Genomic DNA, 24,094 nt, shown 5'->3' on the forward strand with positions numbered 1-24,094 from the left:
GTCAGAGGGAGCGGGCAGACTGGACGCATGAGCAGTCGCGCAGGGCAGCCCGCAGAGGCATCCGATCTCATCGACATCGACGAACTGATCGCGGCGTACTACGACCGCAAACCGGATGCCACGGTGCCCGAGCAGCGCGTCGCCTTCGGCACCAGCGGCCACCGCGGTTCGTCGCTGAGCACCAGCTTTAACGAGGACCACATCCTCGCAACGACCCAGGCGATCGTCGACTACCGCGCCGCACAGGGGATCACCGGGCCGCTCTTCCTCGGTCGTGACACCCACGGGCTGTCGCTGCCGGCCGAGCGCAGCGCCATCGAGGTGCTCGTCGCGAACGGTGTCGACGTGCGCGTCGACGCCCGCGACGCCTGGGTGCCGACCCCGGCGCTCAGCCACGCCATCCTCACCTACAACCGCGACCGGGCGACCGACGACCCGGGTCGCGCCGACGGCATCGTCGTGACGCCCTCGCACAACCCCCCGCGCGACGGCGGCTTCAAGTACAACCCGCCGCACGGCGGCCCCGCCGACACCGATGCCACGGGCTGGATCGCCGACCGCGCCAACGAGCTGATCGCGGCGGGCCTCGAGGGCGTGCACCGCACCCGCCACGCCGACATCGACCTCGACGGCCTGGGCCAGTACGACTTCCGCGACGCGTACGTGCGGGATCTGGCATCCATCATCGATGTCGATGCCATCAAGAACGCGGGCGTCCGCATCGGCGCCGACCCGCTGGGCGGGGCGTCGGTCGAGTACTGGGCGCTCATCGCCGAGGTGTACGGGCTCGACCTCACCGTCGTGAACCCCGAGGTCGACCCGACGTGGAAGTTCATGACGCTCGACTGGGACGAGAAGATCCGCATGGATCCGTCGTCGCCGTCGGCGATGGCCTCGCTGGTCGCCGCCCGCGCCGACTACGACATCCTCACGGGCAACGACGCCGACGCCGACCGCCACGGCATCGTCACTCCCGATGCGGGGCTGATGAACCCCAACCACTACCTCGCCGTCGCGATCGACTACCTGTTCTCGCACCGTCCGAACTGGCCCGCCGACGCCGCCGTGGGCAAGACGCTCGTGTCGTCGATGATCATCGATCGCGTGGCGGCCTCGCTCGGCAAGACGCTGCTCGAGGTGCCCGTCGGCTTCAAGTGGTTCGTCCCGGGCCTGCTCGACGGCTCCGTCGCCTTCGGCGGCGAGGAATCGGCCGGAGCGTCGTTCCTGCGCAAGGACGGAACCGTCTGGACCACCGACAAGGACGGCATCCTGCTCTGCCTGCTCGCCGCCGAGATCCTCGCGGTGACGGGTAAGACGCCCTCGCAGCGCTACGCGGAGCTCGAGAGTGAGTTCGGCGCCTCGGCGTACCAGCGCGTCGATGCCCCGGCGACCCCCGCGCAGAAGTCCGCGCTGTCGAAGCTGTCTCCGGATGCCGTGACCGCCACCGAGCTCGCGGGCGAGCCGATCACCGCGAAGCTCTCACACGCCCCCGGCAACGGTGCGGCGATCGGCGGGCTTAAGGTGCAGACCGAGTCGGCGTGGTTCGCCGCTCGCCCCTCCGGCACCGAGGACGTCTACAAGCTGTACGGCGAGTCGCTCCGCGGCGAAGAGCACCTGCGCGCGGTGCAGGAAGAGGCGCGGGCCGTGGTCTCGGCCGCGCTCGGCCAGGCCTGAGTATTTCGCAGCCGGAAGCGGCGTCGCCCCGAGGGGTGGCGCCGCTTTCGCTTGAAGCTGGGCATGTGCAGGGGTGCACCGCGTGAGTGCAGGTCGGGGCGCGCCGGGCGGGTCCCGCACAAACGGCATCCGCACACAGAAACACGAGGAGCACGCGTTTATGCGCGCGGATCGCGTTTATGCGCGGGTTTTGCGACCGGAAGGGCGTGTACCCACGCGGACCAGGCCGACGCACCCGCCCATCCCGCGACGCCGTAACCCTTGGCGGCGCGCATAAACGGCATCCACACGCAGAAACACGAGGAGCACGCGTTTATGCGCGCGGATTGCGTTTATGCGTGGGGTTGGCGCGGGCGCCGCGCACTGCGGGGCAGGCGGGCGAGTCCATGAGGCGGCCCCCGGGCGGGCCCACGGCGGTAACACCGCGGCCCCGACGCTCGGAAGAACGTCGGGGCCGTGGCATCCGGGGCCGGAGCCGGGGTCAGGCGGGGGCGAAGGTCTTCGCGTCGATGACGAAGCGGTAGCGCACGTCGCTCTTCAGCACGCGCTCATAGGCCTCGTTGATCTTGTCGGCCGAGATGAGCTCGGTCTCGGGCGCGATACCGTGCTCGGCGCAGAAGTCCAGCATCTCCTGGGTCTCGCGGATGCCACCGATACCCGAACCGGCGAACGAACGGCGGTTCGCGAACAACGTGAACACCTCGATCGGCAGCGGCTCCGGCGGGGCGCCGACGTTGACCATCGTGCCGTTGCGGGCGAGCAGGCCCAGGTACTTCTTGAGCTCGAGCGGCGCGCTGACGGTGTTGACGATCAGGTCGAACGTGTTCTTCAGCGCCGAGAAGGTCTCTTCGTCCTTCGTGGCGTAGTAGTGGTCAGCGCCCATCTTCAGGCCGTCGTCCTTCTTGCTGAGCGTCTGCGAGAGCACCGTGACCTCGGCGCCCATGGCGTGCGCGATTTTGACGGCCATGTGGCCGAGGCCGCCGAGACCGACGACCGCGACCTTCTTGCCGGGGCCGGCGTTCCAGTGGTTCAGCGGCGAGTAGGTCGTGATGCCGGCGCACAGCAGCGGCGCCGCCTTCTCGTAGGGGATGGACTCGGGTACGCGCAGCACGAAGTCCTCGTCGACGACGATCTTCTCGCTGTAGCCGCCCTGGGTGATCGTGCCGTCGACGTCCTTGGCGCCGTACGTGCCGATGTTGCCCTTCAGGCAGTACTGCTCCTCGCCGGCGAGGCAGTTCTCGCACTCGCGGCACGAGTTGACCATGCAGCCGACGCCGACGCGGTCGCCCACCTTGTGGGTGGTCACCTCGGAACCGACCTCGGCGACCGTGCCGACGATCTCGTGGCCGACGGTCAGCGGGTAGGGGACGTCGCCCCACTCGCCGCGGATGGTGTGGATGTCGGAGTGGCAGATGCCGGCGTAGGCGATGTCGATGAGGACGTCCTTCGGGCCGACGTCACGACGCTCGATGGTCGTGGGCTCGAGGGGCGAGGTCGCGGACGACGCCGCGTAGGCGTTGACGTGCATGGGTCTCCTCAGAGGGGGTCGATGCGGATGCATCCATCTTCCCCCGGGTCGGAGCACAAGGGCCCGGGGTTGCACGGATGTGCGCGAAGGGGAAGGGATGCCGGCATCCCGGCCTCCTCGGCAATGCCGAAGGCCGTGCGGTCGCGGGGAGGCGACCGGCACGGCCTTCGGGTTCAGAGGGTCACGTGCGCGTGCGGCGACGCCGCAGCACGATCGCCCCGGCTCCGAGCAGGAGCAGGACGAGTGCGCCGAGGCTCAGGACGAGCACCCCTTCGGTGTTCTGGCCGGTGGTGGCCAGGTCGCGGCCGTCCGCCGCCGACGAGCCCGCTCCGGTGTTTGCGGAGCCCGCGGGCGAGCCGGTGCCCGGTGCACCCGAACCGGAGCCGGCGCCCGGGGTGCCCGAGCCGCCGCCCGTTCCGCCGCCCGTTCCCGGGTCGGTCACCGCCGCTGCCGGGACGACCGCCGCCGATCGGGCGGTGCCCGCCGTGAAGCCGGCGGCCGTCGCGGTCACCTCGACGGTGATCTGGCGCCCCTCATCGGCCGCCGTCAGCGCGTAGCTGTCGGCAGTGGCGCCGTCGATGGCGACGCCGTCGCGCATCCACACGTACGCCAGGGCCGCATCGGCCGGGTCGGTCACGGCCGCTGCCCGCAGGGTGGAGCCCACGCGGGGCTCGCCCGTCACCGTGACGCTCGTCACGCCGACGGCCCGGTTCACGGTGACCGAGTAGGTGCGCGAGGTGCCGTCGGGGGCCGTGACCTGCACGGTTCCCACGTTGCCGGCCGCGGCGAGCGCCGCCACCCGTGCCGTGTCGGCCGACGAGGACGCGCCGGGCTGGGTGATGACGACGGTCGCGTCCTCGTCAACGGCCAGCGCGTGCAGCTCGGGCCACGCCGCGCCCGTGGAGGTGACGGTGTAGTCCAGCGTGTCGGGGGTGAAACCCTCGACCGGCTGGTCGCCGACGGTGAGACGGGCGAGATCGGCGATGCCTGCGGGAGCCGGAGCCGCCGCGAAGATCTCGACCTCGGACACGATCATGTGCGTCTGCGAACGGGCGTTCATGACCACACGGACCTCGTCGGCAGCACCGGTGACCGGGACGTCGACCTTCGGCGCGCCGCTGGAGGGGGTGGGCACGGTCACCAGGTCGCCCTGGATCCAGTCTCCGCCGCTCACGCGACGGTCCACGCGCAGGGTCGCTGGCCAGCTCATCGTGTTGCCGTCGCGGTAGAACTGCACGGCGACGTGCGTGAGGGTCTCGCGCTGCTTCAGCGCGTAGCTCAGCGTGTCTTGCTCGTTCTTCGTGCCCGAGCGCCAGTTCGACCAGCCCTTGTCGGTCGAGCTGCCGTTGATGGTGTTCGCAACCCCGTACTGCGCGCTCTCGGTGAAGGTCGCCGATGGTTGACTCTGCGGGGCGACGTTGCGCTCCGACGCCGCGGTGACGATCACCGTCAGGCGCGCGTCGAGCTTCTCTCCGCTGGGCCCGGTGGCCACGCCCGTCACCCCGACGATCCCCGTCTGGGCGAAGGACGCGTCGGTGAGTCCGTCCCAGCTCCACTGGACCGGCACCCAGAAGCCCGAGCCGGAGGGGCTGAGTTCCGCCTGCACGCTGCCGTCGGCCTGGCTCCGCACCACATCGAGCGCGCTCCCGGCGGGAACGGTGATGGATGCCGACCGCGTGGCGGTGTACGGGCCCACCTCGACCGTGGCCGTGGCCTCGAAGGCGTTGCCGAACAGGTCGGTGCCGGTCCCACGCACCTGAACCGTTCCCACGCGCGAGACGTCCACACCGTCGAGCTGCCAGCTCACCGCCGCACTACGGAGGGTCCGACCGGCGTAACGGAGGTCGACGGTGCTCGGGAGCGTCGGGCTCACGCCCACGGCGGTCGCCACCGTCACGGGCTCGGCCCCGACGACCGAGGTCCCGGAGATGCGCCACTGCTGGTTGCCTCCGCCGTTCGAAGTCCACAGACCCACGGACGCGCCGGGGGTGGTGCTCGCGCCGTTGACGTCGAGGACGCGCTCGGCCGCGACATTCAGCAGCGAGTAGTACGTGCCGTCGGTCGTCGACGCCATCCACTGCAGCGCGGGGTTCGACGCGGCCGTGGCCGGGTCGGCATCCACGAGGGTCGTAGCTGTTCCGCTCGAGGCCAGGAAGGTGCCATTGCCGTTCTGGAGGGTGAAGCGGTGGCGGTTGGTGCCCTCACCGTCGATCGTGCGGACGGTCCACGACTGGGTGCGGGCCGCGTCGGCGGTGGTGGCCGGGGTGCGCACGGCGAGCGTCGAGGCGCCGTCGAGGGCGAGGCCGCTCTGCAGGCCCGAGAGCTGCACGGTCTGACCGTCGCGGAACGCGGCGGCATCGGGAGAGACCCCCGAGACGCCGTCGATCTCGAACGTCACGACCGACTTCGCGGGGATCGTGAGAGTCGCGGTTCGGGATGCCGCGTCGACGGCGACCGGCTGACCCTTCTTCAGCGCGTTGACCGACGGCGCGTCGGCCGTCGACTGCGTCGTGACGATCGGGGTCACGGTCGCACCGGGGGCGACGGTGCCGAAGTCACGCAGGTCGATCTGCACGGTGCGCTCGGTCGCCTCGGCGTTGACGTGGACGATCGACGCGCCCTGACCGTCGGCGTCGATCGCGGCGGTCGACTGCGCGTTGTCGGTGGCCATGAGGTGGTCGCCGGGGGCGATGTAGTGCGTGAAGTTGCGCACGGTGTTGAACTTCTCGTTCGTCAGCACCTTGCAGGAGGGGTCGGCGTCGCCGTCCTTGAGGCGACGCTCGGACTGACCCTGTGCGTTGCAGTCGAAGTCGATGAAGACGCTGCCCCAGTTGAGCTTCTCGACCTTCTCCATGTTGTAAAGGTCTTCGACGGGCTGCCAGAACACCCAGGCGTCGGGCTCGAGCTCGCGCAGGTCGCCCACGATGTGCTGCGCCATGCCGAGACCGTTCTCGATGTCGTCGGTGACGAAGCCCTTGTTCTGAGCGGTCCAGTTGCCTTCGACCTCGCTCATCCACAGCGGCTTGTCGGCGGCTTTGGCGATGTCGCGCACGACCTGGCGACCGTCGGTCCCGTACGTGTGGACGTTCAACTGGTCGACCAGGCTCTTGGACTGGGCCGACCACGCGTTCCAGTTGGTCGCGAAGATGCCGGGGTTGGTCTCGTCCATCGCCGAGATGACCGCGTCGGTCGTCGTGCTCGGCTGCGCGAGCCGGGCGGCGAGCGCCTTGACCATGGCATCCTGCGCCTGGGGTCCGATGTGGGCGCCCTCCTGGCGTCCGCCGGTCGGCCAGGTGGCGCCGTTCGGGATCTGCGTCTGCCAGTAGTTGGTGTTCGGCTCGTTGAACGGATCGATCGTGTCGAAGCGGATGCCGTGCGCTTTCTCGAGCTCGTCGACGACGGTCGTGAGGTACCCGGCGAACTTGTCCATGTCTTCGGTCGCGAGCTGCTCGCTGGTCGCGTTGTTGATGCCGCCCGAGGCGTATCCGCTCTGCGTGAGGAAGTACGGCGGGGAGTTGCTGAAGGCCTCCCAGTGCGTGACCTTGCCCTTCAGGGCGTCGAGCCACCAGCGCTGGGCGGAATCCTTCGTGAAGTCGTAGGCGGCGGGGTAGTCGGGGTTCCAGGCCGCCTTGTAACGCGCGCGATCGGCGTAGTTCGAGGTGATCGCGCCGTTCGCGTCGGTCGCCTGCAGGTCGGGGTTCCAGAACCCGGGGACCGCACCACCGGGGCGGAGGTACGACGGGACGTCCGACGCATTCCCGCCGCCGATGTTGTACCGCGCGATGTTGAGGTTGAGCCCGTCGTCGCCGAAGACGGCGTCGAACAGCTTCTGGCGCACGTCGGCGGGGTAGTTGCCGGTCGCGTTGGCGAACCACACCAGGCTCGTGCCCCAGCCCTCGAACGGCTTCTCGGAGGCGGTGGCGGGGTTGGGGGTGATGCGCACGGGAGCGGCGGCGGCCGCCTCGGCGGGCGGCGGTGCCACGGCGGCCGTGGCGGTGATCGCGCCGGCGGCCAGCGCCACGGCACAGGTCATCGACAACAGTCGAGCTGACTTCATCGTCATTCCGATCCGGCCGCAGCGGCGCGACCTCAGGTGGGGGGTGTTGACGTCAACATGTTGACGTCAACACCGAGCCTAAGGGAGCGCTATGGATCACCGCAACGGTTGCCCTCAATGCGGCACGCAGTCCGCCGGGAGCGCAACGCGCCGGTCAGGAACGCGGACCCGAACTGGCGCGCACCACCAGCGAGGTGGGCACGAGGGTACGGGCGTGCTCTCCGCCGTCGCCCTCGATGTCGGCGATCAGAGCGCTCATCGCCTCTTCGCCGACGCGCTCGAACCGCTGACGCACCGTCGTCAGCGGCGGCCAGAAGTTCGCCGCCTCGGGCATGTCGTCGAAGCCGACCACGCTGACATCTCGCGGCACGACGCGTCCCGCCTCGTGCAGGGCGCGGATCACCCCGAGCGCCATCTGGTCGTTGGCGGCGAAGACGGCGCTGACGGCGGGGTCCTTCGCGAGCGCCTGTCCGATCCGGTGCCCCGAATCGGCCGTCCAGTCACCGATCTGCACCTCGGGCACGCGGCATCCGCGATCCGCGAGGGCCGAGCGCCACGCGTCACGGCGACGTTCCGCGGCGAACGACTCGGGCGGCCCCGACACGTGCCACACGGTCTCGTGCCCGAGGTCGAGCAGGTGCTCGGTCGCCAGTCGGGCACCCTGGGCCTGATCATTGTCGACGACGGCGTAGGGATAGTCGGCGCTCGAGTCGACGACGACGACCGGCAGGCCCGTCGGCAGGGAGAGCTCGTTCTCGCCGAGCCGGTGGGTCTCGATGAGGATCACGATGCCGTCGACCGCGTGCTCGTGCAGGCGCAGGAAGGCTCCCGACACATCCGACTGCGAGGCCGACTGCACGGTGATGAGGGTGATGGAGTAGCCGGATGCCGCGGCCATCGACGCCAACGCATCGAGGGTGCGCGTGTTGCCGTAGGAGCTCAGCGAGAACATGATCACGCCGATGCTGCGGAAGCGTCCCGACCGCAGCGCGCGGGCCGCGCTGTTCGGGCGGTACCCCAGGGTAGACATGGCATCGAGCACGCGCTGGCGCGTCTCGGGATCGACGTTCGTGCGACCATTGGCGACGCGAGACACGGTCTGGCCCGACACCCCCGCGGCCGCGGCCACGTCGGCCATCGACACCTCGCGTCGCCGCTCTCGCGTCGGGATCGCGGTCGACGTCGTCGTCGTCTCGCTCATGCGTGCCCCCTCGGAATGTTGACGTTGACACACTAGCGGGGCCGAGTTATGTTTACGTCAACATCTCGGCCACCCGACCGAAATGCGCACCAACGAAGAGGCACTGGACGATGACGACCACCGCGGCACCCCCGCCCGCCCTGCGCACCCCGCGGCGCAAACGGCGCACCCGAATCGATGACCGCGGCTGGCTGTTCGTCCTGCCGTTCGCCCTGGTCTTCGCGCTCGTCTTCCTCGCACCGCTGGCGTACTCGGTGTACCTCAGCCTGTTCCGCGACCAGCTCATCGGCGGCAACGCCTTCGTCGGACTCGACAATTACGTCGCCGCGTTCGGCGACGCGAAGTTCTGGGACGGCTTCGGTCGCGTCCTGCTCTTCCTCGTGGTGCAGGTGCCGATCATGCTGCTGCTGGCTCTCGGCGCGGCCCTCGCCATCGACAGCGCCCGCCTGCACGCCGCCGGTTTCTACCGCATGGTGATCTTTCTGCCCTACGCGGTGCCCGCCGTCGTGGCCGTGCTGATGTGGGGCTACATCTACGGCGACCAGTTCGGCCTCACCCGCAACCTGAACGACCTGCTCGGCGGACAGGTGGTTCAGCCGTTCCTGCCGGAGTGGATGCTGTTGTCGATCGGCAACATCGTCACGTGGCAGTTCGTCGGCTACAACATGCTGATCTTCTACTCGTCTCTGAAGACCATTCCGAACGAGCTGTACGAAGCGGCATCCATCGACGGAGCGGGTGCCTGGCGCACGATCTTCTCGATCAAGATCCCCGCCGTCCGTGGTGCCGTGGTGATCGCGACGATCTTCTCGATCATCGGCAGCTTCCAGCTCTTCAACGAGCCGAACATCCTCAAGCCCCTGGCACCCAACGTGATCTCGACGTTCTTCACGCCGAACATGTACGCCTACAACCTCTCGTTCGCCGGCCAGCAGTACAACTACGCGGCCACGATCGCCATCATCATGGGCGTCATCACCGCCGTCATCGCTTACGTCGTGCAGCTGCGCGGCTCCCGTCAGGAGGCGCGATGACCACCGCGACCGCACCCCGTACCGACACCGTCACCGTGACCGCTCCCCGTCAGGGCTCCCGCCGCCGCTTCGCGCACACCTCCCCCACGCGGAGCAAGAAGTCCGTGGTGCTGAGCATCGTCATGGCGCTGTACCTGCTGTACACGCTCGTGCCCCTGGCGTGGCTGGTCATCAACGCCACCAAGACGCAGCCCGATCTGTTCAGCACCTTCGGCCTCGGACCGGGCAACAGCTTCGCGCTGTTCGACAACATCGCGCAGACCCTCACCTACCGCGACGGGATCTTCCTGCGCTGGCTCGGCAACACGCTGCTCTACGTCGTCGTCGGCGCGGGCGGAGCGACGCTCCTCGCCACCCTCGCGGGCTACGGCCTGGCGAAGTACAACTTCCGCGGCCGCAAGGCGGTCTTCGCCGTCGTCCTGGGCGCGATCGCCGTCCCGGGTACCGCGCTGGCGGTGCCGACCTTCCTGCTGTTCAGCCAGCTCGGCATCACGAACACCCCGTGGGCGATCATCATCCCGTCGCTCATCAGCCCCTTCGGTCTCTACCTGATCTGGGTGTACGCGACGGATGCCATCCCCACCGAACTGCTCGAAGCCGCCCGTATGGACGGGGCGGGCGAGTTCCGCACCTTCTTCACCATCTCGATCCGGCTGCTGACGCCCGGCATCGTCACGGTGCTGCTGTTCGCCGTGGTGGCGACCTGGAACAACTACTTCCTCCCGCTCATCATGCTGAGCGATCCCGCCTGGTACCCGCTCACCGTGGGCCTGAACCAGTGGAACGCGCAGGCGACCGGCGTCGCCGCGCAGCCCATCTACAACCTCGTGATCACCGGATCGCTGCTCTCGATCATCCCGATCGTCGCCGCGTTCCTGCTGCTGCAGCGCTTCTGGCAGTCGGGCCTGACCGCCGGCAGCGTCAAGGAGTGATCCACCCCCGCTCCCCCTGACCGGGGCATCCCCCCGAATAACCCGCAACACCACACCACCGGAGCGTCCTGCCCCGGAACACACAACACCCCGGGGCCTCGCGGCCCCGACTCCACAACAACGAAGTGAAGGAACCGATGACATTCATTCGCAAGAGCACCGCCGCTCGGCGGGCCGTCTTCGCCGTCGCCGCCACCGCCCTGACGGTCGGCGCGCTGACCGCGTGCTCGGGCGGTAACGCCGGCGGCGCTGCCGGCGGATCGGCCGACGACATCGAGAAGGCCCTCGAGGCCGGCGGCGAGATCACGTACTGGTCCTGGACCCCCTCGGCCGAGGCGCAGGTCAAGGCCTTCGAGGCGAAGTACCCCAAGGTCAAGGTCAACTACGTCAACGCGGGTACGAACACCGAGGAGTACACCAAGCTCCAGAACGCCATCAAGGCGGGCTCGGGCGCTCCCGACGTCGTGCAGATCGAGTACTACGCCTTCCCGCAGTTCGCTCTCTCGGACTCGCTGCTCGACCTGTCGTCGTACGGCTTCGCCGACCTCAAGGACGACTATGCGACCGGCCCGTGGGGCTCGGTCAACTTCGACGGCAAGCTCTACGGTCTGCCGCAGGACTCGGGCCCCATGGCCCTCTTCTACAACAAGTCGGTCTTCGACCAGTACGGCATCGCCGTCCCCACCACGTGGGACGAGTACGTCGCCGCCGGCGAGAAGCTGCACGCCGCCGACCCGACGAAGTACATCACCGCCGACACCGGCGACTCCGGCTTCACCACCAGCATGATCTGGCAGGCCGGCGGCACGCCCTTCCAGACCTCGGGTACCGACGTCACCATCGACCTGCAGGACGAGGGTTCGAAGAAGTTCGCCGACAACTGGAACCGTCTCATCGAGGGGGGCCTGCTCTCGGACACCCCCAGCTGGAGCGACGAGTGGTTCAAGGGCCTCGGTGACGGCTCGATCGCCTCCCTCGTCATCGGTGCCTGGATGCCGGGCGTCCTGGAGTCCTCGGTGAAGGACGGCGCGGGCAAGTGGGCCGTGGCCCCCATCCCCACCTACGACGGCAAGGCCGTGACGGCCGAGAACGGCGGCGGCGGCCAGGCCGTGACGAAGCAGAGCAAGAACCCCGCCCTTGCGGCCGGCTTCCTCAAGTGGCTCAACAACGACGACGAGAGCCTGAAGATCTTCGCCGAGTCGGGTGGCTTCCCCTCGACCACCGCTCAGCTCAGCGACCCCGCCTTCGTCGACAAGGCGTCGGACTACTTCGGCGGCCAGAAGATCAACCAGGTGCTCACGCAGGCATCGAGCGAGGTCCGCGAGGGCTGGAGCTACCTGCCCTTCCAGGTGTACGCCAACAGCATCTACGGCGACACCGTGGGCCAGGCCTACTCGAAGAAGAGCGACCTGAACGCGGGCCTCACCGCGTGGCAGGACCAGCTCGTCCAGTACGGCAACGACCAGGGCTTCTCGGTCAACAAGTAAGCAGTTCCCCGGGGGCGGGTCCGCGTGCACGCATGCGGCCCGCCCCTTCCCTTCCCGCCAGGAGAGACCCGAATGACCTCCCCCACCCGCATCGTCGTCGACCGCACCGCCGTCGGAGCCGATGTCCCCCGCCGCCTGTTCGGCTCGTTCGTCGAGCACATGGGCCGTTGCGTCTACGACGGCATCCACTCCCCCGCGCACGACACCGCCGACGCCCAGGGCTTCCGCGCCGACGTTCTCGAGCTCGTGCGCGAGCTCGGCGCCACCGTCGTGCGCTACCCCGGCGGCAATTTCGTGTCGGGGTATCGCTGGGAGGACGGCGTGGGCCCGCGCGAGGAGCGCCCGGTGAGACTGGATGCCGCGTGGCACAGCACCGAGACCAATCAGGTGGGCCTGCACGAGTTCGCCGAGTGGGCGGATGCCGCGGGCCTCGAGGTCATGGAGGCGGTCAACCTCGGCACGCGCGGCGTGGCCGAGGCCGCCGACCTGCTCGAGTACGCCAACCACCCCTCGGGTACCGCCCTGAGCGACCGTCGTCGCAACAACGGCCGCGAGGACCCCTTCGGCATCCGCCTGTGGTGCCTGGGCAACGAGATGGACGGTCCCTGGCAGATCGGCCACAAGACCGCCGACGAATACGGCCGTCTCTCCGCCGAGACCGCGCGCATGATGCGCTTCATCGACCCGACGGTCGAGCTCGTCGCCGCGGGCAGCTCGAATCACGAGATGCCGACGTTCGGCGAGTGGGAGCGCACCGTGCTCCGCCACACCGCGGGTCTGATCGACCACATCTCGGTCCACGCGTACTACGAGGAAGACCCCTCCGACCCCGCCGGCTTCCTCGCCAGCGGCGTCGCCCTCGACCGCTACATCGGCGAAGTCGCCGACATCATCGACGAGGTCGGGGCCACGACCCCCGACGGCCGCCCGATCGGCATCAGCGTCGACGAGTGGAACGTCTGGAACCAGACCCGTTGGAACGAGGTCGACAAGCCGCGCGTCTTCACCGGCGACTGGCCGATCGCGCCGCGCCTGATCGAAGACGACTACACCGTCACCGACGCCGTCGTCGTCGGCTCGCTCCTCATCACGCTCATCCGCCGCTCCGACCGGGTGTCGATGGCGAACCTCGCGCAGCTCGTCAACGTCATCGCCCCCATCCGCACCGAGCCCGACGGCGGCGCCGCCTGGCGGCAGACCACCTTCCACCCCTTCGCCCTCACCGCGAAGGCGGCATCCGGCCGGGTGGTCGTCCCGCGCGTCGATGGCGCGACGATCGACACCCCGCGCCTCGGACCGGTCGACGCCGTCGACGCGGTCGCCACCGTCGACGGCGACACCGTCTCGGTATTCCTCGCGCACCGCGATCTCGACGCCCCGACCCCCGTCGAACTCGACCTGGGCTCCGTCGCCGACGTCGAGGCCGTGGTGATCACGATCCCCGAGGGTGGGGACCGCCACACCACCAACTCCGCCGACGGCGAGCCCGTCGCTCCCGTCGATCTGCCCGTAGAGGTCGGCGACGACGGCATCCTGCGCTTCCTCCTCCCCGCCCTCGCCTGGGTGCGCCTGACCGCGCGCCTCACCGACTGACCCGAAAGACACCGTGACGACTTTCTCCATCGGCGAGACCGACTTCCTGCTCGACGGGAAGCCCCATCAGGTCATCTCCGGAACGCTGCACTACTTCCGCATCCACCCCGATCACTGGGTGGATCGCATCCGCACCGCCAAGGCGATGGGGCTCAACACCATCGAGACCTACGTCGCGTGGAACGCGCACGAGCCGGTGCGCGGAGAGTGGGATGCCACGGGATGGAACGACCTCGGACGCTTCCTCGACCTGATCGCCGACGAGGGCCTGCACGCGATCGTGCGCCCGGGCCCGTACATCTGCGCGGAATGGCACAACGGCGGGCTGCCGGTGTGGCTGACCTCGACGCCGGGCATCGGCATCCGTCGTTCCGAACCGCAGTTCATCGACGCGGTGTCGGAGTACCTGCGCCGGGTCTACGAGATCGTGGCCCCGCGACAGATCGACCGCGGCGGCAACGTCGTCCTCGTGCAGATCGAGAACGAGTACGGCGCGTACGGCTCCGACAAGACCTACCTGCGCGAGCTCGTGCGCGTGACCGAGGACGCGGGCATCACGGTGCCGCTGACCACGGTCGACCAGCCCATGCCGTGGATGCTCGAAGCCGGAAGCCTGCCGGGGCTCCACCTCACCGGATCGTTCGGCTCGAGGTCCGAGGAGCGCCTCGCGACCCTTCGCGAGCACCAGCCCACCGGACCGCTCATGTGCAGCGAGTTCTGGGACGGCTGGTTCGACTGGTGGGGCAGCATCCACCACACGACCGACCCCGCGGCATCCGCCCACGACCTCGACGTGCTGCTCGCGGCCGGGGCCTCGGTGAACATCTACATGGTGCACGGCGGCACGAACTTCGGCACCACGAACGGGGCGAACGACAAGGGGCGCTTCGACCCCATCGTCACCTCGTACGACTACGACGCGCCGATCGACGAGTCGGGGCACCCGACGGCGAAGTTCCACGCGTTCCGCGAGGTCATCGCCAAGTACGCCCCCGTTCCCGATGCCGTGCCCGCACCCCGCCCAGAGGCCCCCGCCTTCGAGGTGGTCCTGTCGGGAGAGGGCGATTGGATGCCGGCCCTCAATCCCGTCGCGATCGCCGACGATCCGCCGAGCTTCGAGCAGATCGCGCACCTCGGCCCGCTCGTGCGGTACGACGTGGAGCTGCCCGCGTTCTCGGGTCCTGCGGCGCTCGTGTTCGCCGAGGTGCGGGATCTGGCGTGGGTGCACGTGGACGGCACACCCGTGGGTCGCCTGTCGCGGACACTGCACGAGCGCGCCCTGACCATTCCCGCGGGTGCTCGGCTCACGATCCTCGTCGAGGACCAGGGCCGCGTGAACTACGCCGATCGCCTCGGCGAGGCCAAGGGCCTGTTCGGACCCGTCACCCTGAACGGCGAGCCGCTCACCGGCTGGACCGCGACGCCCGTCGCCCTCGAGGCCGCGGAAGGAACGGGAGCCGGTTCGGTGGGCCGCGTGCTGCTGCGGGGTTCTTTCGACCTGGACGCGTCCGCCGATCTGTTCCTCGACACCACCTCATGGGGCAAGGGCTTCGCCTTCGTCAACGGGTTCTTCCTCGGCCGGTACTGGAACAACGTGCCGCAGAACACCCTGTACGTCCCGGGTCCCGCAACGCGCGCGGGTGCGAACGAGATCGTCGTGCTCGAGCTGGAGCACGCGGTCGAGGCCGTCGCCCGCTTCGTCGCCGAGCCGTCCCTGGGGCAGCTCGAGGAGTAGTCCGTCACGGGAACAGGTGCGTACGCCGAGAACAGGCCGATTCCTCGCGGATCGGCCTGTTCTCGTGGCATCCCCTGTTCTCGTGGCATCCCTCCCGCCCGGCGGCGCGCCCGGGAGGAGCAGGATGGGGGCATGACGATGGCTACGTGGCTCCGGTCGATCCCCTCGCTCACCGGGACTCCCCCGGAGAGGGATGCCGAGCCACTCCCCGACGCACCCGAGGCGCTGTTCGAGCGGTGGATCCGGCACGCCGTGGACGCCGGCGTCGTCGAAGCGCACGGCGCGACCCTCGCGACGGTCGATGCCGACGGCGTCCCCGATGCGCGCACGCTGATTCTCAAGGACCTCGGCCCGGAGGGGTGGGCCTTCGCCGGCCCGCGCGCTTCCGCCAAGAGTGCGCAGCTCGCGACCCAGCCCGCCGCGGCCCTGAACTTCTGGTGGCCGGCGGTCCTGCGGGCCGTGCGCGTGCGCGGGCGGGTGGTCGAAGCCTCGGCCGAGGAGAGCGCCGCCGACCTCGCCGCCCGGTCCGCCGCCGCCCGCGACGGGATCGAGCCGGGCGGGTGGGTGCTCTGGCGACTCGTCCCCGACCGGGTCGAGTTCTGGCAGGGGTCGCCCGACCGCCGTCACCTGCGCACGATCTACCGTCGCACCGCCGACGGCTGGCAGCAGACAGGCCCCGCGAACGAGAGCGAGAAGCGATGAGCGACTACGAGGTCACCGAGATCGGCGGGCTGGACGACTGGCGCGACCACTTCGGCGGTTTCGACCCGGCCCGCTCCCGCGACGGGCGACGCGTCGTCGACCACGAGCTGACCATGCAGTTCATCGGGATGACGGCGAACGCTCTGCGCCCCGGCGAGGAGGCGGGCTACTGGCACCGGCACACCCGGGTCGAGGAACTGTACGTCTTCCTCGAGGGTCAGGGTCAGATGGGCCTCGACGACGACGTGGTCGACGTCGGCCCCGGCAGCGTCGTGCGGGTCGGGCAGAACGTCTGGCGCACCTGGCGCGCGACCCCGGGCGGAGAGGGCGAGCTGCGGTGGCTCTGCATCCGCGCGGGCGGCGAGGCGCTCCCACCCCTGCCGGACGACAGCTCCCGCGACCCCGAGCGTCCGATGCCGTGGAGCGACGAGGCCTGACGGCGGTTCGGCGTCAGGTGCGGGATCTCGCGACAGATCGGGCACGCCGTCGCGCCCCCTGACCCGGCTCAGGACATCGGGGACGGCAGGACGGGGCTGTTCGAGGTGAGGCGAGCCAGCACCCGGTGCGCGAGCTTCATGAACTCCGTCGTCGCGGGTGACACCGCCCCGCCCCGACGCGTGACGAAGGCGTAGTGCTCGTTCACCGCGGGTGTCAGGGTCGTCCAGTGCAGTCCGCGCTCGGTGATGACGGAGCGCCCTACGTGGTACGACACGAGCGAATCGCCCACCCCCTGGGCGGCGAGTTCGAGCGCGTGCGTCTGGAACTCGACCTCGATGATCGGGTGCAGGGTCAGGCCCGCGGCCTGTGCGCGCTGCAGGATCGAGACACGCAAAGGATCATCCTGTGACCAACGAGCTTCCGAAAGGATGAGGGGGCGGGATGCCAGAGTCTCGATCGTGACGGGCTGGGCGGTGTGCGCGGCCGTACGCGAGACGTAGACCACCTGATCGGAGAAGACACTCTGCGAGACGACGAGGTCGCGGTCGTCGACGGGGAGCTGCACGAGACCCGCCTCGAGCTCGCCGGCGCGCACGGCGTCGGCGACTTCGGCCGAGTTCAGGCCCGTGACACGGATCCGCACGCCGGGGTGCTGATCGTGGAACTCGCGAATGAGGTCGGTCAACAGGTACAGGTGCGCGCTGTTGAAGGTGCCGAACGAGACGGTGCCCTCTTCGATTCCCTTCACGCGACGACCGAAGTCGGCCAGGGCCACCACGTCGTTGACGGCGCGCTCGGCCAGGGGAAGAAGCTGCCGCCCCGCGTCGGTGAGGGTCAGGCGCCGCGACGTGCGACTGAATAGCCGCAGCCCCAGGTTCTGCTCGAGCACGGCGATCTGCTCCGACAGGCTCGGCTGGGCGATGTGATGCTCGGCGGACGCCGCGGCGAACGTGCCGACGCGCGCGGCCGTGACGAAGTACTCGAGCTGTCTGACGGTGGGAAGCGGCATCCACGGACTCCAAGGTTTTACCTGTGGCCACCATAGCGAAACAAGTCTGGCTCTGATCCCGCCCCGCTGATGCACTGGAACCAGTCATCAGCGAGTCGGACGGAGACACACATGCACGGAACGGCGGGGGTCGCCCTCATCACGGGCGCCGCGAGCGGAATGGGCGCCAGCGCCGTCGCTCTCTTCCTCGAGCGGGGCTACCGCGTGCTGGGAGTCGACGTCGCCGCCACCTCCGCGCCCCGGGGCTTCGAAGAGACGTACGTCTCCGTCGTCGCCGACGTGCGATCCCGGGCCGCGCTCGAAAGCGCGATCGACGATGCCCTCGAGCTGGAGGATGCCATCGACGTCGTCGCGAACATCGCCGGCGTCTACCCGCCGACGACGCTCGACACCTACGACGACGACCTCTTCCGCCGCGTCTTCGACATCAATGTCCTCGGCATCCTGAATGTCATCGCCGCCGCCCGACCGCGCCTGGCGCGGGGCGCGTCGGTCGTCAACTTCGCCTCCGTCGACGCGTTCCAGGTCTCGCCCGGGCAGTTGCTGTACGGCGCCTCGAAGGCAGCGGTGGTCATGCTGACGAAGTCGCTCGCGCTCGAGCTCGCCCCGCACGGCATCCGCGTCAACGGCATCGCCCCCGGCTGGGTCGCCACCCCCGGGAACGCCGCGACGGGACGAATGGATGCCGCGGCGGCATCCATTCCGCTCGGGCGCGTTGCGCAGCCCGAGGAGATCGCCGCCTGGGTGTGGCTCGTCTCGCAACCCGACTACGGCGCGTTCCTCACGGGCGAAACCGTCGTCCTCTCCGGCGGGGACGTGATGCGGTGAGGGCTCCCATCGTGGTCGTCACGGGCGCGGCTCGCGGTCAGGGAGCGGCCCACGCGGAGCTCCTGGCCGAGCGCGGGTACGCCGTCATCGTCGCCGACATGCGCGACGACGAGGGCGAGCGCACGGCGCAGCGCCTGCGTGACCGGGGAGCGGACGCGAGCTACCGCCACCTCGACGTCTCGTCCGAGGACGAGTGGTCGACCCTCGCCGACGAGCTGCGCTCCGCGGACGCACCCCTCTGGGCGCTGGTCAACAACGCCGGCATCCTGCGGCACCGGGCCCTCGTCGACACGCCACTCGCCGAGTGGGAGGGCCAGTTCGCGGTGAACACGCGCAGCGCGTTCCTCGGCATCCGGGCGCTCGCTCCCGTCATGGTCGACGGTGGCTCCATCGTCAACGTCTCGTCGACGGCGGCCCTCGTCGGCGCGGCCGGCTACACGGCGTACTCCGCATCGAAGGCGGCGCTGCTCGGCCTGACCCGCGCGGCCGCGGTCGAACTCGCGCCGCGGCTGCGCGTCAACGTCATCTGCCCCGGGGGCGTCGACACCGCGATGAACGACGACGAGCCCGCGGGCGGATCGAGTTCGGCCGCGCCCCTCGGTCGCCGCGCCCAGGTGCACGAGATCTCCCCGCTCGTGGCGTACCTCGTCGGTGACGACGCGTCCTTCGTGACCGGTTCCGTCCTGACCATCGACGGCGGCTTGACCGCCGCGTGAGACCTGCACCACCCACCCGCACCCCACCCGAAGGAACAGCACCATGACCCGCATCACGCTCCGCCGCTCCTCCCGCGTCCTCGCCCTGCTCACGGCATCCGGTCTCGCCCTCGCCGGCTGTGCAAGCGCCGCTCCGACCTCCTCGGTCGCGTCGGACTGCGCGCCCGCCGACGAGGGGCTGACGACGTTCACGCCCGGCACGCTGACCGTCGGCGTTCCCGAGAACCCGCCGTACACCCAGACCGACGGCTCCGGCGGCGCCTCGGGCATCGAGATCGACGTCATCGAGAAGCTCGCCGCCGCCGAGTGCCTCGCCCTCAGCTACGTGCCGATCACCTACGCCAACGGCATCCCGATGATCACGGAGCAGAAGAAGACCGACATCATCACCGGCGGCTGGTACGTCACGCCCACGCGTGCCGAACAGGTCGGCTTCACCACCCCGACGATGTACGACACCATGGGCGTCGTCTCGAAGGACGGCATCGACACCGTCGACGCGCTCGAGAGCGTCGGCACCGTGGGCACCGGCACCGGCTTCTCGTGGAACGAAGAGCTCGCGCCCCTGCTGGGCAGCAAGCTGCAGCAGTACCCCGGCACGGTCGAGATGAAGCAGGACCTCGTCGCGGGTCGTATCCAGGCGGCGCTCGACGGCTACGCCGTCGCGGTGGCGGCCTACGCCGACACCGATTACAAGGTCGAGCCCATCCAGGCCGATCCCCGCGTCTCGATCACGCAGACCAAGCCCCTGATCGCCTTCCCCGTCTCGAAGGACAACACCGCACTGTCCGACGCCCTCAGCGCCCTCATCGACCAGTACCGCACCGACGGAACGCTCGCCGACCTGCTGAAGCAGTACGACCTGCCCTCCGATCTGCTGGTGCCCGCCGACGTCGCGGCCACCTCCATTCGATGACCGAACGGGGCGCCCGCCCTGCGCGGGCGCCCCGATTCCTCCGAGAGGCCCCCCATGCCCCAGCTGATCACCGAGGCCAACGAGCTCGCCACCGCGGGCGTCACGATCTCGCACCTGTCCAAGAGCTTCGGCACGAACCTCGTGCTCGATGACATCTCCATGACCGTCGCCGCCGGCAGCGTCACCGCGCTCATCGGACCGTCGGGCTCGGGCAAGAGCACGCTACTGCGCTGCGTCAACCTGCTCGAACAGCCCGATCGCGGCACCGTCACGGTGGGCACGACCACGATCGAGGCCGGTGCGAGAGTCTCGGACCGCTCGCTCCTGGCACTGCGCCGACAGGTCGGGATGGTGTTCCAGTCGTTCAACCTCTTCCCGCACATGACCGTCCTGCGCAACGTCGCCTACCCGCAGGAGAAGATCCTCGGCCGCTCCCGCGCCGAGGCGGAAGAGCGCGCCCTCACGCTCCTGGAGCGCGTGGGACTGCGCGACAAGGCGCAGCAGCACCCCGGCCGCTGCTCGGGCGGCCAACAGCAGCGCATCGCCATCGTGCGCGCGCTCGCACTGAACCCCCGCGCGATGCTGTTCGACGAGCCCACCAGCGCCCTCGACCCGGAGGTGGGGGTGGAGGTGCTCGCCGTGATGCGGGAGCTGGCCGAGAGCGGCATGACGATGATCGTCGTCACCCACGAGATGCAGTTCGCGCGCGACGTGTCCGACCATCTCGTCGTCATGGCCGACGGCCGCATCATCGAGGAGGGCGACCCTCGCGCCATCATGGCCGCGCCGACCGAGGAGCGCACCCGCCGGTTCCTCTCGGCCGTCCTGGAGCGCTGACGTGGAGGCTGTCGTCGCCGTCCTGCTCGGACTGCCCATGACCCTCCTCGTGGCCGCCGCCGCGTTCGCGATCGGCCTCGTGGGTGGCATCCCGCTGCTGCGGGGGCTGCGGTCCCGGCACCGCGCCGTGCGGGTGATCGTGCGCTTCGTCATCGACCTCATCCGCGGCGTCCCGCCCATCGTGTGGCTCTTCCTGCTGTTCTTCGGCGTCTCGTTCGGCGCGCTGCGCTTCAACGCCCTCGCCGCGGCGATCATCGGGCTCGGGGTCATCTCGGCGGCCTACCTGGCCGAGATCTACCGCGGAGGCTTCGCAACGCTCCCCGCCGGGCAGACGGAAGCCGCGCGAGCACTCGGCCTCGGTCGGCGGTCGACCTTCGTGCGGGTGCTGGCGCCGCAGGCGGTACGCACCGCGTTGCCCTCGATCGCCACGTTCCTTCTCGCGCTGGTGAAGGACTCATCGATCGCCTCCACGATCGGAGTCACCGACATGGTGTTCGCGGCGAACACGTTCGTCCGCCAGAACCCCATGACCGCCGGACTCACGCCGTTCTTCGTCGCCGCCGCCGTGTACGTCGTGATCAGCATCCCGCTGGCGATCGTGGCGCGCCGGCTCGACGCGCGCCTGAGAAGGAGTGCCTGATGGACCTCTCGATGTACCTCCCGCGCCTCCTCGACGGACTCGGGGTCAGCCTGCAGCTGACGGCGCTCTCGGTCGTCTTCGGCTACGCGATCGGACTCGTCTTCGCCCTCGGGGTGTCGTCCGTGCACCGGGGCCTGCGCTGGCCCGCCCTCGTCGTGGTCGAGGTCGGCCGCGGCATCCCGGCTCTCGTCGTGCTGTACATCGTGTACTACGGACTGCCGGCGGCCGGGGTGCTCTTCAGCAACTTCTGGTCGGCGGCCGCCGGCCTGACGTTCACGGTCGCGGCGTACTCGTCGGAGATGATCCGCGCCGGCATCCAGTCCGTTCCGCGCGGGCAGGGCGAAGCGGCGGCCGCTCTCGGCCTGTCGCGCCTGCCGACGTTCGCGCGGGTGATTCTGCCGCAGGGACTACGTTCGTCGATCCCCGCCCTGATGGGCCTGGCGATCCAGTCGTTCCAGGGCACGTCGCTGGCGTACTCGATCTCGGTCAACGAGCTGATGAGCCAGGCGTACCAGGTCAGCTCGCTCACCTTCGCGTACCTCACCGTGTACGCCGTCACCGGTCTCATCTACGCCGCGATCGCCGTGCCGGCCACCTGGGTGTCGGTCTGGGTGGAGCATCGTCTCGCGCGGGGGCACTCATGATGCGCCTCACGTGGATCGAGGCGACGGTGGGAGACCCCGCCCACGCCCCGTTGTGGGAACTTCTGCGCACGCACGTGAGACAGCTCGCGGCCGGGCAAGCCGAGGTGCGGGTGCGTCACGTCGACACCGACGCCGGTGGCATCCGGACCCCCGCCAACCGGCTGTTGAGCGATGCCGCCGTGCTGTCGACCGCCATCGACGCACTCCCCGCGAGCGACGCGATCGTCGTGGGCTGCTGGGGCGCCCCGACGGTGGCCGTGCGCGACGCCGTGCCGGTGCCCGTGTCCACCCTGACGGATGCCGTGGCCCGAGCGACGGGCTCGCTCGCCCGGCGCGCGGCCGTGGTCACCGTCGCGCCCGCTCTCGAGACGCTGTTCGCCGAAGACCTCCGCGCCCACGGCGCGAGCGGGTTCCTCCGGGGTCGGCCCGTGCGGGCGTACGCACCCGAATCGACCCTCGCCGATGTCACCCGGGCGGTCGCCGAACCCGACGACCTCCTCTCGCGCTTCGACGCCGCCGCTCGCGAGGCCGTCGACGAGGGCGCGGATGCCGTGATCGTCGGATGCGGGTACCTCGGCGCCCTCTTCGCCTCCCACGGCTACGCCTCGGTGGGCGGTGCCCCCGACGTACCGGTGTGGGATCCGAACCTGCTCGCGATGGAGCAGGTGCTCTCGCTGGTCCGTCTCGCCGACGCCGGCATCCGGCCGACCGACCGCGGCTACCCCCGACCCCACGGCGAACGGGCCATCGCGCTCGCCGCCGCCGCCCGACGCCTCTCCGACGGAGCTCCGTCACCCGAAAGGACACCCGCATGACCCGTTACTGCGTGATCGGAGCCGGCGCCGCCGGTATCTCGGCCCTCCAGCGCTTGCGCGCGGCCGGGTACGACGCCGACTGCTTCGAGAAGACCGACCGCGTCGGCGGCCACTGGCACACCGACTACGACGCGCTGCATCTCATCACCTCGCGCGACATGACCGGCTTCGAGGGCTTCCCGATGCCCGCGGACTACCCCCACTTCCCCCGGCGCGACCAGGTGCGCGCGTACCTCGAGTCGTACGCGCGCGAGCACGGCCTCTACGACGTGATCCGCTTCGAGACCGCGGTGGTCTCGGTCGTGCCGCGGGCGGGCGACGGACCCACGGGATCCGCCGGCTGGACGGTCACCCTCGACACCGGCGAGAGCATCGACTACGACGGCGTCTTCGTCGCGAACGGTCACTTGTGGGACCAGAAGCGTCCCGCCATCTCGGCGGATTTCACCGGGAAGCAGGTGCACTCCGGCTCGTACCGGAACACCGGCGACATCGAGGGAACGCGCGTGCTCGTCGTGGGGGCCGGGAACTCCGGATGCGACCTGGCCGCCGACGCCGCGCAGCATCGGCTCGACGTCGACATCGTCATCCGCGAGGGCATGTACTTCCAGCCGAAGAGCTACTTCGGCGTCCCCCGTCAGGAGATCCCGTGGATGGGGCAGTTCGCCCCCGACGAGCAAGACCTGATCGCGCGCGTGCTCGCGCGCGTGTCGATCGGCGAGGCGAAGGACTATCCCGGACTGCCCCAGCCGACGTATCGCACGCTCGCCGAGGGGCGGACGGTCGTCAACGAGCTGCTGCTGTACTGGCTTCAGCACGGCCGCATCGCCGTGCGACCCGGGATCGAGCGCATCGAGGGGCGCACCGTGCACTTCGCCGACGGCGAGGCCCGCGAGTACGACACGATCCTGTGGGCCACCGGCTTCCACGCCTCGCTGCCGTTCCTCGACGATGCCCTCGTACCGCGGCGGAACGGCGTGCCCCTGCGCCTCGCGGCCGGCATCGTGCCCGTCGGGCTCGACAAGCTGTACTACATCGGGCTGTCGGCGCCGCGCGGACCGCAGATTCCCGTCTACGGCGTGCAGACCGCGCTGGCTCTGCGCATGCTGGCGCTGCACGAGTCGGCACGCGCGGGGTATGTGCCCCTGGCGTCGTACCTGGCCGGTCTTCAAGATGCCGACGACCGCATCGACATCGTGCGCGCGGTGTGGACCGACCAGCTCGCCGATACCGAGCGCCTTCTGGACGCATTCGCGCTCGCCCAGGCGGAGCCGGTGTCCGGCGTCGTGTGACACGCGGAGGCGCGTC

At 69.8% G+C, this 24,094-nt stretch carries 20 protein-coding genes; 16 read left to right on the top strand and 4 right to left on the bottom strand.

Annotated elements, in window-relative coordinates; genetic code table 11:
- The first annotated feature begins 27 nt into the window (after positions 1 to 27).
- Positions 28 to 1,674, top strand: coding sequence for a phosphoglucomutase (alpha-D-glucose-1,6-bisphosphate-dependent) (gene pgm, locus J2X55_RS00240; protein ID WP_115917148.1), 1,647 nt, complete (start codon positions 28 to 30; stop codon positions 1,672 to 1,674).
- A 481-nt stretch (positions 1,675 to 2,155) separates the two neighbouring features.
- Here pgm and J2X55_RS00245 read toward each other — a convergent pair whose 3' ends face one another.
- The 3 genes from J2X55_RS00245 to J2X55_RS00255 all read right to left on the bottom strand — a co-directional run bounded on the left by J2X55_RS00245 (position 2,156) and on the right by J2X55_RS00255 (position 8,460).
- Positions 2,156 to 3,202 (bottom strand): NAD(P)-dependent alcohol dehydrogenase, encoded by a 1,047-nt coding sequence (locus J2X55_RS00245; protein ID WP_115917146.1) that lies wholly within the window; start codon positions 3,200 to 3,202, stop codon positions 2,156 to 2,158.
- A gap of 181 nt (positions 3,203 to 3,383) precedes the next feature.
- Positions 3,384 to 7,235 carry an RICIN domain-containing protein gene (locus J2X55_RS00250; protein WP_309821358.1) on the bottom strand — a complete coding sequence of 1,284 codons (3,852 nt, stop codon included), beginning with the start codon at positions 7,233 to 7,235 and terminating at the stop codon, positions 3,384 to 3,386.
- 178 nt (positions 7,236 to 7,413) lie between these two features.
- Complete coding sequence (locus J2X55_RS00255; protein WP_309821360.1) at positions 7,414 to 8,460, bottom strand: LacI family DNA-binding transcriptional regulator; 1,047 nt, start codon at positions 8,458 to 8,460, stop codon at positions 7,414 to 7,416.
- A 110-nt stretch (positions 8,461 to 8,570) separates the two neighbouring features.
- On the opposite strand from J2X55_RS00255, the gene J2X55_RS00260 reads away from it, so the two are divergent.
- The 7 genes from J2X55_RS00260 (at position 8,571) to J2X55_RS00290 (ending at position 16,380) form a co-directional block, all read left to right on the top strand.
- Positions 8,571 to 9,494, top strand: coding sequence for a carbohydrate ABC transporter permease (locus tag J2X55_RS00260; protein WP_115917144.1), 924 nt, complete (start codon positions 8,571 to 8,573; stop codon positions 9,492 to 9,494).
- Complete coding sequence (locus J2X55_RS00265) at positions 9,491 to 10,426, top strand: carbohydrate ABC transporter permease (protein WP_220338148.1); 936 nt, start codon at positions 9,491 to 9,493, stop codon at positions 10,424 to 10,426. The genes J2X55_RS00260 and J2X55_RS00265 overlap by 4 nt, the downstream gene beginning before the upstream one ends.
- A gap of 137 nt (positions 10,427 to 10,563) precedes the next feature.
- Positions 10,564 to 11,913: a sugar ABC transporter substrate-binding protein gene (locus J2X55_RS00270; RefSeq protein ID WP_309821362.1), complete on the top strand. Its 1,350-nt coding sequence runs from the start codon at positions 10,564 to 10,566 to the stop codon at positions 11,911 to 11,913.
- A gap of 72 nt (positions 11,914 to 11,985) precedes the next feature.
- On the top strand, positions 11,986 to 13,506 hold the full coding sequence (locus J2X55_RS00275) for an alpha-N-arabinofuranosidase (protein ID WP_115917140.1): 1,521 nt from the start codon (positions 11,986 to 11,988) through the stop codon (positions 13,504 to 13,506).
- Positions 13,507 to 13,519: 13 nt separating this feature from the next.
- Positions 13,520 to 15,241: a beta-galactosidase gene (locus J2X55_RS00280; protein WP_309821365.1), complete on the top strand. Its 1,722-nt coding sequence runs from the start codon at positions 13,520 to 13,522 to the stop codon at positions 15,239 to 15,241.
- A 132-nt stretch (positions 15,242 to 15,373) separates the two neighbouring features.
- Complete coding sequence (locus J2X55_RS00285; RefSeq protein ID WP_309821367.1) at positions 15,374 to 15,943, top strand: pyridoxamine 5'-phosphate oxidase family protein; 570 nt, start codon at positions 15,374 to 15,376, stop codon at positions 15,941 to 15,943.
- Positions 15,940 to 16,380 carry a cupin domain-containing protein gene (locus J2X55_RS00290; RefSeq protein WP_115917134.1) on the top strand — a complete coding sequence of 147 codons (441 nt, stop codon included), beginning with the start codon at positions 15,940 to 15,942 and terminating at the stop codon, positions 16,378 to 16,380. Before J2X55_RS00285 ends, J2X55_RS00290 begins: the two co-directional genes overlap by 4 nt.
- A gap of 68 nt (positions 16,381 to 16,448) precedes the next feature.
- Here J2X55_RS00290 and J2X55_RS00295 read toward each other — a convergent pair whose 3' ends face one another.
- Positions 16,449 to 17,390 (bottom strand): LysR family transcriptional regulator, encoded by a 942-nt coding sequence (locus J2X55_RS00295; RefSeq protein ID WP_115917132.1) that lies wholly within the window; start codon positions 17,388 to 17,390, stop codon positions 16,449 to 16,451.
- A gap of 111 nt (positions 17,391 to 17,501) precedes the next feature.
- Between J2X55_RS00295 and J2X55_RS00300 the strand changes: the two genes are divergently transcribed.
- Genes J2X55_RS00300 through J2X55_RS00335 form a run of 8 tightly spaced genes read left to right on the top strand, consistent with a single transcriptional unit; the run spans position 17,502 to position 24,078 of the window.
- Positions 17,502 to 18,218 carry an SDR family oxidoreductase gene (locus tag J2X55_RS00300; RefSeq protein WP_309821370.1) on the top strand — a complete coding sequence of 239 codons (717 nt, stop codon included), beginning with the start codon at positions 17,502 to 17,504 and terminating at the stop codon, positions 18,216 to 18,218.
- Positions 18,215 to 18,934, top strand: coding sequence for an SDR family oxidoreductase (locus tag J2X55_RS00305; protein WP_309821371.1), 720 nt, complete (start codon positions 18,215 to 18,217; stop codon positions 18,932 to 18,934). The genes J2X55_RS00300 and J2X55_RS00305 overlap by 4 nt, the downstream gene beginning before the upstream one ends.
- A gap of 43 nt (positions 18,935 to 18,977) precedes the next feature.
- Positions 18,978 to 19,850, top strand: a complete 873-nt coding sequence (locus J2X55_RS00310) for a transporter substrate-binding domain-containing protein (protein ID WP_309821373.1) — start codon at positions 18,978 to 18,980, stop codon at positions 19,848 to 19,850.
- A gap of 54 nt (positions 19,851 to 19,904) precedes the next feature.
- Complete coding sequence (locus J2X55_RS00315) at positions 19,905 to 20,687, top strand: amino acid ABC transporter ATP-binding protein (RefSeq protein WP_309821375.1); 783 nt, start codon at positions 19,905 to 19,907, stop codon at positions 20,685 to 20,687.
- Between the two features lies 1 nt (position 20,688).
- Positions 20,689 to 21,327 (top strand): amino acid ABC transporter permease, encoded by a 639-nt coding sequence (locus tag J2X55_RS00320; protein WP_309821376.1) that lies wholly within the window; start codon positions 20,689 to 20,691, stop codon positions 21,325 to 21,327.
- The gene (locus J2X55_RS00325) at positions 21,327 to 21,971 is read left to right on the top strand and encodes an amino acid ABC transporter permease (protein ID WP_309821379.1); all 645 of its coding nucleotides are present in this window, start codon (positions 21,327 to 21,329) and stop codon (positions 21,969 to 21,971) included. Before J2X55_RS00320 ends, J2X55_RS00325 begins: the two co-directional genes overlap by 1 nt.
- Positions 21,968 to 22,786 carry an aspartate/glutamate racemase family protein gene (locus J2X55_RS00330; RefSeq protein WP_309821381.1) on the top strand — a complete coding sequence of 273 codons (819 nt, stop codon included), beginning with the start codon at positions 21,968 to 21,970 and terminating at the stop codon, positions 22,784 to 22,786. The genes J2X55_RS00325 and J2X55_RS00330 overlap by 4 nt, the downstream gene beginning before the upstream one ends.
- Positions 22,783 to 24,078, top strand: a complete 1,296-nt coding sequence (locus J2X55_RS00335; protein ID WP_309821383.1) for an NAD(P)/FAD-dependent oxidoreductase — start codon at positions 22,783 to 22,785, stop codon at positions 24,076 to 24,078. The genes J2X55_RS00330 and J2X55_RS00335 overlap by 4 nt, the downstream gene beginning before the upstream one ends.
- The last annotated feature ends 16 nt before the right edge of the window (positions 24,079 to 24,094 follow it).

It is taken from the genome of Microbacterium sp. 1154 (assembly GCF_031455375.1).
In the GTDB taxonomy this organism is placed as follows: Bacteria; Actinomycetota; Actinomycetes; order Actinomycetales; family Microbacteriaceae; genus Microbacterium.

Excerpts from the sequence above, each read along its gene's own strand:
- pgm (WP_115917148.1), top strand. The coding sequence starts at position 28 with ATGAGCAGTCGCGCAGGGCAGCCCGCAGAGGCATCCGATCTCATCGAC.
- J2X55_RS00245 (WP_115917146.1), bottom strand. The coding sequence starts at position 3,202 with ATGCACGTCAACGCCTACGCGGCGTCGTCCGCGACCTCGCCCCTCGAG.
- J2X55_RS00250 (WP_309821358.1), bottom strand. The coding sequence starts at position 7,235 with ATGACCTGTGCCGTGGCGCTGGCCGCCGGCGCGATCACCGCCACGGCC.
- J2X55_RS00255 (WP_309821360.1), bottom strand. The coding sequence starts at position 8,460 with ATGAGCGAGACGACGACGACGTCGACCGCGATCCCGACGCGAGAGCGG.
- J2X55_RS00260 (WP_115917144.1), top strand. The coding sequence starts at position 8,571 with ATGACGACCACCGCGGCACCCCCGCCCGCCCTGCGCACCCCGCGGCGC.
- J2X55_RS00265 (WP_220338148.1), top strand. The coding sequence starts at position 9,491 with ATGACCACCGCGACCGCACCCCGTACCGACACCGTCACCGTGACCGCT.
- J2X55_RS00270 (WP_309821362.1), top strand. The coding sequence starts at position 10,564 with ATGACATTCATTCGCAAGAGCACCGCCGCTCGGCGGGCCGTCTTCGCC.
- J2X55_RS00275 (WP_115917140.1), top strand. The coding sequence starts at position 11,986 with ATGACCTCCCCCACCCGCATCGTCGTCGACCGCACCGCCGTCGGAGCC.
- J2X55_RS00285 (WP_309821367.1), top strand. The coding sequence starts at position 15,374 with ATGACGATGGCTACGTGGCTCCGGTCGATCCCCTCGCTCACCGGGACT.
- J2X55_RS00290 (WP_115917134.1), top strand. The coding sequence starts at position 15,940 with ATGAGCGACTACGAGGTCACCGAGATCGGCGGGCTGGACGACTGGCGC.
- J2X55_RS00295 (WP_115917132.1), bottom strand. The coding sequence starts at position 17,390 with ATGCCGCTTCCCACCGTCAGACAGCTCGAGTACTTCGTCACGGCCGCG.
- J2X55_RS00300 (WP_309821370.1), top strand. The coding sequence starts at position 17,502 with ATGCACGGAACGGCGGGGGTCGCCCTCATCACGGGCGCCGCGAGCGGA.
- J2X55_RS00310 (WP_309821373.1), top strand. The coding sequence starts at position 18,978 with ATGACCCGCATCACGCTCCGCCGCTCCTCCCGCGTCCTCGCCCTGCTC.
- J2X55_RS00315 (WP_309821375.1), top strand. The coding sequence starts at position 19,905 with ATGCCCCAGCTGATCACCGAGGCCAACGAGCTCGCCACCGCGGGCGTC.
- J2X55_RS00325 (WP_309821379.1), top strand. The coding sequence starts at position 21,327 with ATGGACCTCTCGATGTACCTCCCGCGCCTCCTCGACGGACTCGGGGTC.
- J2X55_RS00330 (WP_309821381.1), top strand. The coding sequence starts at position 21,968 with ATGATGCGCCTCACGTGGATCGAGGCGACGGTGGGAGACCCCGCCCAC.
- J2X55_RS00335 (WP_309821383.1), top strand. The coding sequence starts at position 22,783 with ATGACCCGTTACTGCGTGATCGGAGCCGGCGCCGCCGGTATCTCGGCC.